Origin of the sequence: Pseudomonas sp. BC42 (assembly GCF_021560055.1) — a bacterium.
Lineage (GTDB): Bacteria > Pseudomonadota > Gammaproteobacteria > Pseudomonadales > Pseudomonadaceae > Aquipseudomonas.
Map to the genome: position 1 here is coordinate 852,718 of NZ_CP091067.1, position 15,637 is coordinate 868,354.

The following is a 15,637-nucleotide window of genomic DNA, read 5'->3' on the forward strand; positions in this document are numbered from 1 at the left end:
GCGGGCTCTCAAAAAGTCAGCTGTTGAATAGGGCGTTGAAGGCGCGGGCGCGACGGGTCACTTCGTCGGCGCTATCGGCGCCGAACAGGCCGTGGACCACCGCTAGCAGGTCGGCGCCGTGGTGTACCAGCGGCGCTGCGTTATCCAGGGTGATGCCGCCGATCACGCAGATCGGCAGGTGCAGGCTGGCCCGGGCCTGATCCAGCAACTCCAGGCTGGCCGTGGGCGCGCCGGGTTTGGTGGTGGAATTGAAAAAGCGGCCGAAGGCGACATAACTGGCGCCTTCCTGCGCGGCTTGCTCGGCCAGCGACAATTGGTCGTGACAGGTGGAGCCGATGATCGCCTGGCGACCCAGCAGGGCCCGGGCCGGCGTCAGTGGGCCGTCGGTCTGGCCCAGGTGCACGCCGGCACCAATGCGCGCGGCCAGTTCGGCGTCATCGTTGATGATCAAGCGGGTCTTGTAGCGCTCACACAGGGTCAGCAGGGTTTCGGCTTCCCGCAGGCGGCGGGCCTGATCGTCGCTTTTGTCGCGATACTGCAACAGGGTGACGCCGCCTTCGAGCGCCGCCTCCACGTACTGCAAAAACTTGCCGGCCAACAGCTGGCTGTCGGTGATGGCGTACAGACCACGTAGTTTCATCGAGCGGGCCTCATGACATTACGAGCAGAAATCCAACGGCAAGCGACGTGGGACGAATTGGCCGCGACCCAGTTGTTCGGCGTCGCGCAGGGTGCGCCAGGTGTAATCAAGGGCCGATTTCACGGCGCTGGCCAGGTGCTCGCCTTGTGCCAGGCGTCCGGCCAGGGCGCTGGCCAGGGTGCAGCCGGAGCCGTGATAGCTGCCCGGCAAACGCTGGCAGGTGTAGGTTTCGCGCAGGCCGTCACGGCTGTACAGGCGATTATGCACTTCGTGTTCATCGCCATGGCCGCCGGTGATCAGCAGGTGCTTGACGAACGGCAGGAGTTTTTCGGCGCATTGGTCGGCGCTGCCTTCGGGCAGTTCCGCAAGAATTCGAGCTTCAGGAAGGTTGGGGGTGGCAATGGTGGCCAGGGGCAGCAGGCGTTCGCGCATGGCGTAGCCGACTTCATCCTTGCCCAGCCGGCCACCGCCGCCGGCGCGCAGCACCGGATCGCAGACCAGCGGCAGATGCGGGTGCGCCTGGAGCAGTTCGACCACGGTGTCGACCATCTCCAGGGAGCCGAGCATGCCCAGCTTGACCGCGGCGACCGTGGAGTCGTTGAGCACGGCATTGGCCTGGGCCAGTACCCACTCGCGATCCAGAACGCGGAAATCGCTGACATTGACCGTGTCTTGCACGGTCAGGGCGGTGACAGCCGGAGCTGCGTGACAACCCTGAGCCAGCAGGGCTTCGATATCTGCCTGCAAGCCGGCGCCACCACTGGGGTCGTGGCCGGAGAGACAGAGGACAACGGGGCGAGAGCTGTAGATATTCATGGGCGGCGAGCTTACCACCAATCGCTTTTTTTCGCGGCGCCTGGCGTCTGCTGGAAAATGTCGCCGCGCTGGGCGCGAACGTCTTGACCGATGCAACAGCTCTAGCACGCGGTATTGCGCTGAAAGGCTTGATCTAGAGCCTTTAGACTAAAATTTACAATGGTGTTCATTGGCCATCAGCGGCTATGCTAGAGTGCATTCAAACCAATAACAGGTCATGCCGGTTATACGTCTGCTCAAGGGAAATGGGGGGACTTCCTGACATCACCGGACAAGCCACGCTGGGTCTTTAATGCGCTATTTGCTGCTGTTGCTGTTGAGCTTGCCGATGCTGGTGGGTGCCGCCGAGTTCGACGAGTTCACCCAGCGCCTTCCTTTGGGCCGAGTGATGCAGGTCCTTGAAGACACGGGTGGTGAAGCGACCATTGCCGACGTCAGCTCGGGGCCACTGGCCGAGCGCTTCAAGCCTCACGATAAAGACACCCTCAATGCCGGTTATTCACGTTCGGCGTTCTGGCTGAAGATCGACCTCGATTACCGCCCCGGCAACCCCACGGCGCAGCGCAACTGGTTGCTGGAGCTGGCCTATCCGCCCCTGGATCACCTGGATCTGTACCTCCCCGACGAAAGCGGGGGCTATCGCCTGGCGGAGCGGACCGGCGATGCCTTGCCCTTCGACAGTCGGCAGATCCGCCAGAACAATTACCTGTTCAACCTGAATTTCGCTCCCCATGAGCACAAGACGATCTATCTGCGGCTGGCCAGCGAGGGCTCGATCCAGGCGCCGGTGAGCCTGTGGTCCAATACTGCCTACCTTGAGGCCCAACCCGTGCGTCTCTACGTACTGGGCCTGATCTACGGCGTGTTGCTGGGCATGCTGGTGTACAACCTGTTCATCTACCTCAGCGTGCGCGACACCAGTTACCTCTATTACATCTTCTATATCGCCTCCTTCGGCCTCTATCAGTTGTCGGTCAACGGCGCTGCGGTGGAGTACTTCTGGCCCAACAGCCCTTGGTGGGCCAACGCCGCGACGCCCTTCTTCATCGGTTCGGCCGGGCTGTTCGGCAGCCAGTTCGCCCGCAGCTTCCTGCAGACTGCCGGCCACAGTCCCTGGGTTGACCGCATATTGATGGCGCTGATGGGCTTTGGTGCGCTGGTCATGGCCCTGTCGCTGATGACCAGTTACGCCCTGGCCCTACGCCTGGCTACCACCCTGGCGCTGCTGTTCACCGTAGTGATCTATGTCGCGGGAATCGTCGCCTGGTGGCGCGGGTTGCGGGTGGCGCGCTATTTCATCATCGCCTGGTCGGCTTTCCTGTTCGGTGGGGTGATCAATACCTTGATGGTGCTGGGTTACCTGCCCAACGTGTTCCTGACCATGTACGCCAGCCAGATCGGCTCGGCGATCGAGGTGGCGTTGCTGTCCCTGGCCCTGGCCGACCGGATCAACGCGATGCGCGAGCAGCAGGCTCAGACTCTGCTGGAGGCGGGGCAGAAGCTTGAGGTGCTGAACCAGCAACTGGCCCACAGCAACCGGCTCAAGGATGAATTCCTGGCCACCCTGACCCATGAACTGCGCACGCCGATGAACGGTGTCATCGGTTCACTGGAATTGATGCAGACCCTGGAACTGGACCCGGAGCTTGCGCAGTACCAGCAGACCGCCGCCGGTTCGGCGCGAGACATGATGCGCATGGTCAACGGCATCCTCACGCTGACCGAACTGCAGGCCGGCAAGCTCAGCGCCCAGCGCCAGCCCTTCAGCTTGCGTTCGCTGCTGACCGCGTTGCAAACCCAGTACGCGGCCAGTGCGGCGGCCAAGTCCCTGTCGTTTCAGGTCGATCTGAGTGCGGGATTGCCCGATCGCCTGCAGGGGGATCGCTGCAAGCTCAGCCATTGCCTGGAGTGCCTGCTGGATAACGCCGTCAAGTTCACGCATTCCGGCGGCGTGGTCTTGCGGGTGGTGACCCGTGCCGTCTCGGTCGAAAGGGTCAGCTTGAGTTTCGAAGTGATCGACAGCGGCATAGGTTTCGTCAATCTGGACGAGGCGATGCTGTATCAGCGCTTCTTCCAGCTCGATGGTTCCATGACCCGCGAATATGGCGGATTGGGCATCGGCCTGGCGATCTGCCGCCAGTTGGTGGAACTGCTGGATGGGCAATTGACCCACGAATCCACGCCAGGGCAGGGCAGTTGCTTCCGTTTGCAGGTGGAGTTTGAGGTGCAGGAGCCGATTGCCCGGCTGCCCGCCGCCCATCATCGGCGGACACCCCAGGACTGCACCGTGCTGTTGATCGACGACAATGACGTCGACCAACTGGTGCTGCGGGGCATGTTGCTCAAGCTCGGTTATCGGGTCCGCACGGTCGGCAGCCCAACCGATGCCCTGCAACTGTTGGGGCGCGAGCCGGTCAGCGCGGTGCTGATCGATGGCCAGATCAGCGCGGCGCAGTTAGGGGCGTTTCGCCTGCAGGCTCAGGCGATGCCCGGCTATGCCCAGTTGCCTATCCTGTTGGCCTGTGTTCCCGGCACCGAAGGGGGCGCGGCCACAGCGGGAGCCGATTGTCTCGGCAAACCGGTGAAATTCGAGGCCTTGCAGCTGCTGCTGTCCAAGCGTGTGCTCGCTGTGGAGCAAGGCGAAAGCGCCGACATTTAGGCGGGTATGCCACTTTGTTCAGGGTGGGGCCGGTGCTTAACTTGGGGCTTTGGCACACCCTGAAGGAGCCCGGCAATGAACCTCCACCAGTTCGCTGAAACCCACGAAGTCACCAACCAGCCGCCCGCTCTGGACGGCGTCAACCTCTATCGGATCGATCTGCCGTTGCAGCAATGGATGCAGCGTTTCGATGCCGGTTGGGCCGAATCCCGGGTCGATGCCTACGGTGCATTGGCGGGGGGGCCATTGATGGAGGCGGGGTTCCTGGCCAATCAGAACAAGCCGGTGTTTGCCAGTCACGACCGCTTCGGTCATCGAATCGATCTGGTGGAGTTTCACCCGGCTTACCACCAACTGATGCAGGCGGCCATCGAGGGCGGATTGACCTCACTGCCCTGGACCCACCCGCAAGCAGGAGCCCATGTGGCGCGTGCCGCCATGACCTATCTGCACAGTCAGGCCGAAGCCGGCAGCGGCTGCCCGCTGACCATGACGTTCGCCTGCGTGCCGGCCCTGAAGCTGCAGCCGGATATTGCCCGGCTATGGCTGCCGAAGATCCTCGCCACCGAGTATGACCCGCGCAACGTCGGCATGCAGCACAAGGCCGGGCTCACCATCGGCATGGCCATGACCGAGAAGCAGGGCGGGACCGATGTCCGGGCCAACACCACCCGGGCCTACCCGGTGGGGGCCCCCGGGCCGGGGCAGGCCTATGAGCTGGTGGGGCACAAGTGGTTCTGCTCGGCGCCGATGTGCGATGCCTTCCTGACCCTGGCCCAGACTGACAAGGGCCTGACCTGTTTCCTCCTGCCCCGTCATCGCCCGGATGACAGCCGCAATCAGTTCTATATCCAGCGTCTGAAGAACAAGCTCGGCAACCAGTCCAACGCCTCCAGTGAAGTGGAGTTTCGCGGCGCTCTAGCCTGGATGATCGGTGAGGAGGGGCGCGGGGTGCCCACCATCATCGAGATGGTGGCCATGACCCGCTTCGATTGCATGGTCGGTTCCAGTTCGCTGATGCGCCAGGCCCTGACCCAGGCCAGTCATCACTGCGCCCATCGCCGCGTGGGCGGACGCCTGCTCAGTGAGCAGCCGCTGATGCAGAACGTACTGGCCGACCTGGCCCTGGAAAGCGAAGCGGCCCTGGCCCTGAGCCTGCGCATGGGGCGGGCCCTGGACCATCAGGACGATGCCCGGGAGGCCAAGTTCTCCCGATTGGTGACGGCGGTGGGCAAGTACTGGATCTGCAAACGGGCCCCGGCCATGATCAACGAGGCCGCCGAGTGCATGGGCGGTGCCGGTTATGTCGAGGACAGCATCCTGCCGCGGCTGTACCGCGAAGCGCCGGTGAACTCGACCTGGGAAGGTTCCGGCAACGTGCAGTGCCTGGATGTGCTGCGGGCTCTCTCGAAAGAGCCGGGCGTGCTGGATGCCCTGTTTGCCGAGCTGGGGGACGGGCATGGCGACCAGCGTCTGGCGGCGCATATCGTCGCACTCAAGGACAGCTTCAAGGACACCGCCGACATTCAGTATCGCGCCCGGCAACTGACCGAGGACATTGCTCTGGGCCTGCAGGCCAAGTTGTTGCTGGAGGCGGGCAACGACCTGATCAGCGAGGCCTTTATCGCCAGCCGCCTGGGCGGCCAGGGTGGACGGGTCTATGGCACGCTGCCCCGCGGGCTGGATGTGGCCGCGATCCTCGCCCGCTCCACCCCCCAAGGCTTCTGACCCGCTGCAGGAGCCGGCTAGATGGCTCCTGCAACTCCGCTGTTCCCGTGGGGCGGTGTTGCAGGCAAGATGAACGCCTGCAAGATCAGAACACAGGATGCTTACCGTGACCGAAGCTTTTATTGTCGTTCAAACCGCCGAGCAAGCCGTGGATCGGCTTGCTGCTTTGCATGAGCGGGCCACCACGGCCCTGAGCCAGGCGCTCAAGCGTTACCTCAAGGATCGGGTCGAACCGGATGCCGAGCAGCGTGCGCTGTTTCGCTACCCCGAACTGCGCTTGACCTACCACTGCCACGGCGAAGTCCCACAGACCACCCGGGCCTATGCCAAGGTGCAACTGCCGGGTACTTACAGCGTCACCGTCACTCATCCCGCCGCCTTCCGTAACTACCTGCTCGAACAACTGGTGCCGTTGATGCACGACTTCACCGTCACGGTTGAAGTGGGTGTCAGCGAGCAGAACATTCCTTATCCCTACGTGGTGGAGCAGGGCGACGAACTGGCCGGTTCCGGCGTGACCGCGGCGGCCCTGGCCCGGGTATTCCCCAGCACCGACCTGTCCGCCGCCACCGACGGTATCGCCGACGGCCTCTACGACTGGGAAAACACCCACCCGCTGCCCCTGGCACTGTTCGATGCCGCGCGGGTGGATTTCTCCCTGCGGCGCCTGGTGCACTACACCGGTAGCGACTGGCGCCATGTGCAGCCGTGGATCCTGCTGACCAACTACCACCGTTATGTCGACCAGTTCATCGTCCATGGCCTGGAGCAACTGCGCAGCGATCCGCGTTTCGTACGCATGGTCCTGCCGGGCAACGTGATCATCGACAAGGGCATGGACCACGGCGAGGCCTCGGCGATCGCCGCCGGTGTGGTCTGGCACCGTTACCAGATGCCGGCCTATCACCTGCAGGCCAGCGATGGCCATGGCGTGACCCTGGTGAACATCGGCGTCGGCCCGTCCAATGCCAAGAACATCACCGACCACCTGGCGGTGCTGCGTCCCCACTGCTGGCTGATGATCGGTCACTGCGGCGGTCTGCGACAGTCGCAGACGATCGGCGACTACGTCCTGGCTCACGCCTACATGCGGCGCGACGGCATTCTTGACCGCGTGGTGCCGCCGAACATCCCGATCCCGGCGCTGGCCGAAGTCCAGCTGGCGCTGCAACAGGCTGCAGCCAATGTCACCGGGGAGAAGGGCGAGCAGTTGAAGAAGCGCCTGCGGACCGGCACCGTGCTGACCTACGACGATCGGAACTGGGAACTGCGCTGGGCCGAGGAACGTCCGTTCATCAATCTGTCCCGGGCGGTGGCGGTGGATATGGAGAGTGGCACCATTGCTGCCCAGGGTTATCGCCTGCGGGTGCCTTATGGCACTTTGCTGTGTGTTTCGGACAAGCCCCTGCACAGCGAGATCAAGTTGCCCGGTGCGGCCAATGCCTTCTATGAGCGGGCGGTCAGCCAACACTTGAAGATTGGGATCGAAGCCGTGGACCTGATGCGCAGCGAGCTCAACTCCCTGCACTCGCGCAAACTGCGCAGCTTCGACGAACCGCCTTTCCGCTAGGCGTTTAATCCGTGGTCATTTGGCGATCAGGCCACTAGCATTGTCGGTCCTGATCGCTGAATGTTCCCGCTGCCATGTCCCGTGCACCTCGTCCCGCTTCCCGTCGCCCAGGCGCCAAGCCGTTTTCTCCTTCTTCCAGCAAGCGCGTGGCCAAGGCGCCGCCGGCCGAGCCGAAGCTGATCCTGTTCAACAAGCCTTTCGATGTCCTGACCCAGTTCAGTGATGGCGAAGGCCGGGCGACGCTCAAGGACTTCATCGCGATTCCCGGCGTCTATCCGGCCGGACGCCTGGACCGGGACAGCGAAGGGCTGCTGCTGTTGACCAATGACGGGCAATTGCAGGCGCGCATTGCCGATCCCAAGCACAAGCTGGCCAAGACTTACTGGGTGCAGGTCGAAGGCGAACCCACTGCCGAGCAGTTGCAGCGGCTGCGTGATGGGGTGGAACTCAACGATGGCATGACCCTGCCAGCCCAAGCCCGGCAACTGGAGGAGCCGCAGCTGTGGCCGCGCAACCCGCCGGTGCGTTTTCGCAAGAGTGTGCCCACCAGTTGGCTGGAGCTGGTGATTCGGGAGGGGCGCAACCGTCAGGTACGCCGCATGACGGCAGCGGTTGGCCTGCCGACCTTGCGGCTGGTAAGGGTCAGGATTGGCGACTGGACCCTGGATGGCCTGGATCAGGGGCAGTGGAAGGAAGTTGCGGCGCGCTTATAAGGCGCCGGATTCGATCAGGCCGATCACTACGCTCTTGATGATGAAGGCGGCCACGCCCAGGCCCAGCACGAAGAACAGGATAAAGGAGCCGAAGCGCCCGGCCTTGGACTTCTTGGCCAGGTCCCAGACGATGAAGCCCATGAATATGATCAGGAGGCTGACCAGACCGGTCATCATCCATTCTTCGAATACGGCTGGGTCCATCGATCATCTCCAATGCAGGCAGGGAAAAAATGCCGGGCGAGTATACGCCAACGCTCGCCGGCCTAGCATTGATCTGCATGCGTTATGTCGCCACAGCGTCAGGCCGGCCCGGCTGCAGGAGTCCGGCGAATGCGCCCGGGTACCTGCACTCGCCAGTCGGCTTCGACAGGTGGCCCGTCAATTGCGCAGGTGGGTCAGGGGCAGCTCGGTGCTGTTGAGTACCTGGTTGAGCACGAAGCTGGAACGCACGCTGGTGACACCATCGATACGAGTCAGGTGACCGAGCAGGAGCTTCTGGTAGTGGTCCATGTCCGGCACCACGACCTTGAGCTGGTAGTCGGCATCAACCCCGGTCACCAGGCTGCATTCCAGTACCTGGGGCAGGCTGCGGATCGCTGCTTCGAAATTCTCGAAGCGTTCGGGAGTGTGTCGGTCCATGCCGATCAGTACGTAGGCGGTGAGGCTCAAGCCGAGCATCTTGCGGTCCAGCAAGGCGACCTGGCGGGAAATGTAGCCGTCGTCCTCCAACTGCTTGACCCGGCGCGAACAGGGCGAGGGTGACAGGCCGATGCGCTCGGCCAGTTCCTGGTTGGAGATGCGGGCGTCGCGTTGCAATTCGGCCAAAATACTCAGGTCATAGCGGTCGAGTTTGCTCATCAATCAGGCCTTTCTCATAAGTATTGCGTTGAATTATCTATCTTGGGTTAAAAATTGCGCAAGAGGTGTTTTTGCAAGCAATCTTCGCAATCCTCTGTCGTCGGCCCAGGCCTATTCTTATCACCAGAATCACTGCCCGGACATAGAGTCCACTGCGGCCCGCCGAATCAGGCCTGCCGCGGCCGCCAATCCCACAGGGTTGAGCCGGCCCCCGGGCTACACCCTGTCCAGAAGACGGAGTGAGGTGAGCCGGCGTCAAAAGCGTCGAGCACGGACAAAATCTCAAAGGGCGGCCGACGGGCCGCCCTTTTTTATTGCCTGCGAAATAAGTCTCGTGACTGATAATCTCTAGCAGAACCGCCCTGGGCTTTTTCAGTCTTATCTACAGGCCCCAATCCGCAGTGAGGAATAGCATGAAGTCGCGCATCTGGCGTTTGGCAGGTGTTGGTGTGTTGTGCGTGAGCGTCAGCGCGCAAGTGCTCGCCGATGAGCGAGACGACAGACGACCGCCCCAGCAGGGAGCGCCTTCCGGCGGGCAGCATGAGCATGCCCCGGAAGGGCATGGGGAAGGCAATCAGGGCCGTCCGGGGAGCCCGCCGGAACGGGCGCAACCCGCCCCGCAGCAGCGGCCGCAGAATGAAATCATCCGTGGCGAGAACAGCCGTCAGTTCGAACACAATGGACAGAACCCCGGCGGGCAGTGGCAGAACCGCCCCCCGCATGATCCCAACCAGCAAAGCCGGCCTGCGCCGGCGCCGCAGCAACAGCCGCAGGCAGCACCCAGCCTGCCGATCCAGGGGCGGCCCGACACCGTGCGCCAGACCCAGGAGCCCCAGCGTGGTTACTACCAGGACATTCCCCGGCGCAACGACTACAACCAGCACTGGCAGGCCGGTGGGCCGGGTTCACGGCCGGACTATGGCCGTCCCAATGATCATCGCTGGCCGGGACGTCCCGATGGGCATGGCAACGGTTGGGGACCAGGGCCGCAGTACCGCCCGGGCTACGTGATCGACCGTTTCCCCGAGCGCAACTACCGGGTGCCGTACCGCGGCCAGGACTACTTCTTCTCGGGTGGCTACTGGTATCGCCCGCAGGGTTCCCGCTATGTGGTGGTGCATCCACCCTATGGCATTCGAGTGGGATACCTGCCCGATTACGCGCGGGAAATCTGGATCGGCAGCGCGCTGTTCTTTCTCGCCGCCGGGGCCTACTACAGCTACGAAGCGGACACCCAGCAGTACGTCGTGGTCGAACCGCCCGTGGGCGTGCCGCCGCCGGATCAGCCGCCGGCTGGCAATGGCTATGACGTTCTGGCTTACCCGGTCAACGGCCAGTCGCCGCAGCAGATCGATCAGGATCGCTACGATTGCTATCGCTGGGCGGTGCAGCAGAGCGGTTTCGATCCGGCCGGCGCGACCTATCAGCCCGCTCCGGAGGTGGTGCAGGCCTACCGTCAGGCCCAGGGCAACTGCCTGAGTTCGCGGGGGTATCAGGTCACTTACTGAGCTTTGGCGGCCTCGACCACTTCCTGCGGATCGGCGTGTACCAGCACTTCAGCCCGTGGATAGGCCTGGTGGATCGCCTCGGCGGCCTGATCGCTGATGGCGTGGGCCACCGACAGGCTCAGGTCGCCAGGCAATTCCAGGTGCAGTTGGACGAACCAGTGGCTGCCGGAAATCCGCGTGCGCAGGTCATGGGCGCCCAGCACCCCGGGCACACTGCAGGCCAGTTCCAGCATGTGCTGGCTGACATCGGGGGGCAGCTCCTCATCCATCAGCACCGAGAAGCTTTCCCGGGCGATGTGGATCGCGCTCCAGAGAATGTAGGCGGCGATCCCCAGGCCGAACCAGGCGTCCACCTGATGCCAGCCGAAGGCCGCCAGCACCAGGGCCAGGAGGATGCTGCCATTGAGCAGCAGGTCGGAGCGGTAGTGCAGCGAGTCGGCCCGTACCGCATTGGAGCCGGTTTCGCGGATCACCCGATGTTGCAGGATCAGCAGCGCCACGGTCAGCACCAGTGACAGCCCGATCACCCCGATGCTCAGCCAGGGCGCGCCCACCGGCTCCGGGTGCTGCAGGCGCTCGAACGCCTGAAAGGCAATCAGCACCGCACTGCCGGCGATGAACAGCGCCTGGGCCATGCCCGCCAGCGACTCGGCCTTGCCGTGGCCGTAGCGATGATCGTCATCGGCCGGGCGCAGGGCGTAATGCACCGCCAACAGATTGAGCAGCGAGGTGAAGCCGTCGAGCACCGAGTCGGTCAGGCCCGCCAGCATGCTCACCGAGCCGCTGAGCCACCAGGCGATCGCCTTGGTCACAATCAGGATGCCTGCGACGGTGACCGAGGCGCGGGTGGCCAGGCGCAGGAGGCGAGCGTGTTCCGGGTTGCCAATCATCGACGGCGGGTTCCTTGAGTCGGGGGGTCAGGCGGCGGGCTGCAGGCCATACAGGGCCAGTTGCTGCACGCTGCCCTTGTGCTGGATCAGGCGCGGGTCATCCAGGGGGAAGTGGCCCCCCAGTTCGCTTTCCAGAATGGCCTGCAGTTTACGGTTGTCGACTTTACCGTCGGCGCCAATGGCCTGCTGGAGTTTTTCCGGGGCGATCTGCGCGGTCTTGCCGGGCTCCAGGTAGATCGCCCCGGTGGCGAAGTCGACGCCAAAGGCGATCAGCCCCGGGATCACATAGAACAGCAGGCCAACGGCATCCAGTACCACGACCACCGGATCGATCTTGCCGTCGATCTGGCCGCGCCGGTCGGGGAAGAAGATCGAACCGCAGGCAGTCAGTTGGGTCAGCAGGGTGGTGATCAGGACGCCGCCAATGACACGGTGGGGAATACGCATGGAAATCTCCTAGCAAGCACGAAAGCAAAGAAGGATGGAGCGGGGTGTTGAGTCTTGTCGATCAGCACTCAGACCATGATTAACCCCAGGCAGTTCGCCGTTATACTCGCGCCTCTGTTTGGGAGCCAGCATGAATTCTTTGCCAATTGATGAAGTTTTGCCTGCACTGCGCGAGGCCCTGGCGGCGCGCCATGAAGCGGTGCTCGAAGCCCCGCCCGGGGCCGGCAAGACCACCCGCGTGCCCCTGGCGCTTCTGGATCAGGACTGGCTGGCAGGACAGACCATCCTCATGCTCGAGCCTCGGCGGCTGGCGGCACGGGCCGCCGCCGAGCGTCTGGCCAGCGAGCTGGGGGAGAAAGTCGGGGAAACCGTGGGCTACCGCATCCGCCTGGACAGCAAGGTCGGCCCGCGCACCCGTATCGAAGTGGTCACCGAAGGCATTCTCACCCGTCGCCTGCAGGACGACCCGGCCCTGGAAGGGGTGGGGCTGCTGATCTTCGACGAATTTCACGAGCGCAGCCTGGATGCCGATCTGGCCCTGGCCCTGAGTCTCAATGGTCGCGAGCTGTTCCGTGACCAGCAGCCGCTGAAGATCCTGTTGATGTCGGCGACCCTGGAGGGCGAGCGGCTGTCCACGCTGCTGGGCGATGCGCCGATCCTGCGCAGTGAAGGGCACATGTTCCCGGTGACCCAGCGCTGGGGGCGCCCGTTCCAGCCTGGCGAGTTCATCGAGCCGCGAGTGGTGCAGACGGTTCTGGAAGCCCTCAATGATGAAAGCGGCAGCCTGCTGGTGTTTCTCCCCGGGCAGGCGGAGATCCGCCGGGTCCATCAGCAACTGGCCGAAGCCCTGGGGCCGCGCGACGATATCCTGCTGTGCCCATTGCACGGCGAGCTCGACCTGGCGGCCCAGCGCGCCGCCATCGACCCTGCCCCGGCGGGCCAGCGCAAAGTGGTGCTGGCCACCAACATTGCCGAAACCAGCCTGACCATCAACGGTGTACGGGTGGTGGTGGACGCGGGACTGGCGCGGGTCCCGCGCTTCGACCCCGGCAGCGGCATGACCCGCCTCGACACCCAGCGCATCTCGCGCGCCAGCGCGACCCAGCGCGCCGGTCGGGCCGGGCGCCTGGAACCCGGCGTTTGTTATCGCTTGTGGTCCGCCGATCAACAGGAACAACTGGCCGCCTATGCCAGTGCGGAGATTCTCCAGGCCGACCTGGCCGGACTGGCCCTGCAACTGGCGCGCTGGGGCGTGGCGCCGAACCAGCTGGCTTGGCTGGACGCGCCGCCCGGCGCCGCCTATGCCCAGGCCCAGGACCTGTTGCGGCGCCTGGGAGCGCTCAACGACGACGGCACCTTGACCCGCCACGGCCAGGCCATGGCCGAGTTGCCGGCCCATCCGCGCATTGCCCACTTGCTGTTGCGTGGCCAGTCCCTGGGGCTGGCGCAGATGGCCTGTGACGTCGCGGCGCTGTTGGGGGAGCGGGACATTCTGCGGGGGGCCGGTGCCGATCTGCACAGTCGCCTGGTGCTGCTTTCGGGAGAGGAACGGGCGGCCCGCGGTGCTCAGGGCGGCGTACAACGAGCACGGCAACTGTCGCGTCAATACCGCAGCTACCTGCGTGGGCAGGCAGAGTCCGCCGTCAGCGATCCCGAGCATCCGCGTTGGCTAGGGGCTCTGCTGGCCCTGGCCTATCCCGACCGCGTGGCCCAGCAGCGGCGTCCCGGTGGCGCCGAGTATCGTCTGGCCAACGGCCGCGCGGCGCAGTTCAGCGAAGCCGACAACCTGATGAAGCAGCCCTGGCTGGTGGTGGCCGACCTGGGCAGTCGCCAGGGCCAGCGTGAAGAACGCATCTACCTGGCAGCGGATTTCGATCCGGCGCTGTTCGACAGCGTGCTGGCGGAGCAGGTGCGGACGGTCGACCAGTTGGACTGGGATGAGCGCGAAGGTGTGCTGCGCGCCGAGCGCCAGCGCAAGGTCGGTGAGCTGGTGCTCGACCGTGAGCCCCTCAGCGGCCTGGACGAAGCTGCCCGTTGCCGGGCCCTGGTCAATCTGGTGCGGCGCAAGGGACTGGAGCTGTTGCCCTGGACCCCGGAACTGCGCCAGTGGCAGGCCCGGGTGATGTTGTTGCGCCAGCTCGAGCTGGCGGACAAGGGTGAGAGCCAATGGCCGGATGTCAGCGACGGCGCCTTGCTCGAAGGCCTGGAGCAATGGCTGCAACCCTTCCTGGGCAAGGTGTCGCGCCTCAGTCATTTTGCCAATCTGGAGTTGGCCAGCATCGTTCACAACCTGCTGCCCTGGCCGCTGCCCCAGCGCCTGGACGAACTCGCGCCGCACCATCTGACGGTGCCTTCGGGGTCGTCGATCCGCCTGGACTATAGCGAGCAGCCGCCGATTCTGGCCGTGCGCCTGCAGGAGCTGTTCGGTCTGTCGGACACCCCGCGGATTGCCGGCGGGCGCCAGGTGGTCAAGTTGCACCTGTTGTCCCCGGCGCGGCGTCCGGTGCAGGTCACCCAGGACCTGGCCAACTTCTGGCGCAGCACCTATGCCGAGGTCAAGAAGGACCTCAAGGGGCGTTATCCCAAGCACTACTGGCCGGATGACCCGTTGATCGCCGAGGCGACGGCCCGGGTCAAACCGCGCAAATAGAGAGCAAGGCTTACTGGGCCGGTAACAGAAAGCGCGCCAGCACCGGCAAGTGATCGGAGATGCGCAGGGTATCGTCCTGGCGCACCCGGGATTCGACCCGCTTCAGGCGCGGGCTGTAGAACAGGTAGTCGACCGTGCGATCCGGGCCGTCCAGGCTCGGGTCGTTGGGGTAGTGGGTCAGCCAGCGCGCACGGTCGACGCCGCTGGCCTGGGTGTTGCTGGGGATCATCGGGTACTTGTCCCACAGCAGGTGCAGCGGGCTGTCGATCTGATACGGCGCGCGCTGTGCCTCGCTCAGGCGTTGGTACTGGCCCAGGGGCAGCAGGTTGAAGTCGCCACCAATCAGCCAGGGCGTGCCGCGGCTTTCCAGCTTGTCCAGCACCTTGGCCATGGCCGTCACTTGCCTCTGTTGTGTGTCGTCGGCCCGCTGCGCACGTTCCAGGTGGGTATTGAGCACCACCAGTTGGCCGCCGTCGCTCAGGGGCAGGTAGCTCAGGAGCAGGGCGTCCTTGGGCTGGAATTGCCGGCTGATGAGCGGCTGTGGGGCAATCGGCAGTTGCAGGCGTTCGGCGTGTTCGATGCGGTAGCGGCTGAGGGTCGCCAGTTGCCGGCCGACGCTGCCAAAAATGTGCAGGGAGGGCACGAAATCGGCCTTCCAGTCGTAAGCCTGGGTGCTGCAGGGGTACAGATCGGTGACCCGCTCCTGCAGCAGCTTGAGCTGATCCTGGTAGGCGCTGGCCTTGGCGCCGTTGTCCACTTCCTGCAGCAGCACCAGGTCCGGTTGTTCGTCGCGGATCACCCGGGCCACTTCGTCGAGGCTGAAGGCCATGTCTTCCAGGGTCGGGCGTTCATCCTCGCCCCGGGCCTGGTCGTTCCAGAACACGTAGCGCTTGCCGGCCAGGTATTGCAGGTTCCAGGTCATCACCTTGAGCGCCTGGCCCGGCACCAGTGGAGCGGCCTGGGCGCTGCAACTGACCGTCAGGGTTTCCTTGGGCTGCGGACGCCAGGTCAGGCTGTAGATCAGGCTGGCCAGCACCAGGCCGATCAGTAGCAGGCTCAACAGGGTGATGCGCAGTAGACGGGTCATCGGCTCGGCTTATGGCGTTGCGGGATGGGCCGGAGCATAACCGAGTGCGCCGCCCTCACCCAAGGGGC

13 protein-coding genes are annotated in these 15,637 nt (G+C 64.4%); 6 read left to right on the forward strand and 7 right to left on the reverse strand.

The genetic code is table 11. From position 1 onward, the window contains the following. Positions 1–16: 16 nt before the first annotated feature. Together thiE and L1O02_RS04020 are read right to left on the reverse strand one after the other, a co-directional pair. Positions 17–640, reverse strand: coding sequence for a thiamine phosphate synthase (gene thiE / locus L1O02_RS04015; RefSeq protein ID WP_060841242.1), 624 nt, complete (start codon positions 638–640; stop codon positions 17–19). 18 nt (positions 641–658) lie between these two features. Then, positions 659–1,456, reverse strand: a complete 798-nt coding sequence (locus L1O02_RS04020; RefSeq protein ID WP_042941299.1) for a hydroxymethylpyrimidine/phosphomethylpyrimidine kinase — start codon at positions 1,454–1,456, stop codon at positions 659–661. A 292-nt stretch (positions 1,457–1,748) separates the two neighbouring features. Here L1O02_RS04020 and L1O02_RS04025 point away from each other — a divergent pair, with 292 nt between their 5' ends. From L1O02_RS04025 to L1O02_RS04040, 4 genes are all read left to right on the forward strand, one after another. After that, positions 1,749–4,115, forward strand: coding sequence for a hybrid sensor histidine kinase/response regulator (locus L1O02_RS04025; RefSeq protein WP_235759575.1), 2,367 nt, complete (start codon positions 1,749–1,751; stop codon positions 4,113–4,115). Positions 4,116–4,190: 75 nt separating this feature from the next. Then, positions 4,191–5,843, forward strand: coding sequence for an acyl-CoA dehydrogenase family protein (locus tag L1O02_RS04030; protein WP_235759577.1), 1,653 nt, complete (start codon positions 4,191–4,193; stop codon positions 5,841–5,843). A gap of 97 nt (positions 5,844–5,940) precedes the next feature. Next, the gene (gene amn, locus L1O02_RS04035; RefSeq protein WP_161799194.1) at positions 5,941–7,413 is read left to right on the forward strand and encodes an AMP nucleosidase; all 1,473 of its coding nucleotides are present in this window, start codon (positions 5,941–5,943) and stop codon (positions 7,411–7,413) included. 146 nt (positions 7,414–7,559) lie between these two features. After that, a complete protein-coding gene (locus tag L1O02_RS04040; RefSeq protein WP_162492861.1) occupies positions 7,560–8,126 on the forward strand; it encodes an rRNA large subunit pseudouridine synthase E in 567 nt (188 codons plus the stop codon). Here L1O02_RS04040 and L1O02_RS04045 read toward each other — a convergent pair. Further along, on the reverse strand, positions 8,121–8,330 hold the full coding sequence (locus L1O02_RS04045; protein WP_060841238.1) for a DUF2788 domain-containing protein: 210 nt from the start codon (positions 8,328–8,330) through the stop codon (positions 8,121–8,123). The genes L1O02_RS04040 and L1O02_RS04045 overlap by 6 nt on opposite strands. A gap of 177 nt (positions 8,331–8,507) precedes the next feature. Further along, positions 8,508–8,987 carry an Lrp/AsnC family transcriptional regulator gene (locus tag L1O02_RS04050; RefSeq protein WP_016963825.1) on the reverse strand — a complete coding sequence of 160 codons (480 nt, stop codon included), beginning with the start codon at positions 8,985–8,987 and terminating at the stop codon, positions 8,508–8,510. 413 nt (positions 8,988–9,400) lie between these two features. On the opposite strand from L1O02_RS04050, the gene L1O02_RS04055 reads away from it, so the two are divergent. Next, the gene (locus tag L1O02_RS04055) at positions 9,401–10,495 is read left to right on the forward strand and encodes a DUF6515 family protein (RefSeq protein ID WP_235759578.1); all 1,095 of its coding nucleotides are present in this window, start codon (positions 9,401–9,403) and stop codon (positions 10,493–10,495) included. On the opposite strand, the gene L1O02_RS04060 is transcribed toward L1O02_RS04055, so the two are convergent. After that, positions 10,489–11,385 carry a cation diffusion facilitator family transporter gene (locus L1O02_RS04060; protein ID WP_060841236.1) on the reverse strand — a complete coding sequence of 299 codons (897 nt, stop codon included), beginning with the start codon at positions 11,383–11,385 and terminating at the stop codon, positions 10,489–10,491. The genes L1O02_RS04055 and L1O02_RS04060 overlap by 7 nt on opposite strands. A 27-nt stretch (positions 11,386–11,412) precedes the next feature. Beyond that, on the reverse strand, positions 11,413–11,832 hold the full coding sequence (locus tag L1O02_RS04065) for a hypothetical protein (protein ID WP_047306214.1): 420 nt from the start codon (positions 11,830–11,832) through the stop codon (positions 11,413–11,415). 130 nt (positions 11,833–11,962) lie between these two features. On the opposite strand from L1O02_RS04065, the gene hrpB reads away from it, so the two are divergent. Continuing rightward, positions 11,963–14,482, forward strand: a complete 2,520-nt coding sequence (gene hrpB / locus L1O02_RS04070) for an ATP-dependent helicase HrpB (protein WP_108546174.1) — start codon at positions 11,963–11,965, stop codon at positions 14,480–14,482. A gap of 10 nt (positions 14,483–14,492) precedes the next feature. On the opposite strand, the gene L1O02_RS04075 is transcribed toward hrpB, so the two are convergent. Next, positions 14,493–15,569 carry an endonuclease/exonuclease/phosphatase family protein gene (locus L1O02_RS04075; RefSeq protein ID WP_108546175.1) on the reverse strand — a complete coding sequence of 359 codons (1,077 nt, stop codon included), beginning with the start codon at positions 15,567–15,569 and terminating at the stop codon, positions 14,493–14,495. Positions 15,570–15,637 lie beyond the last annotated feature (68 nt).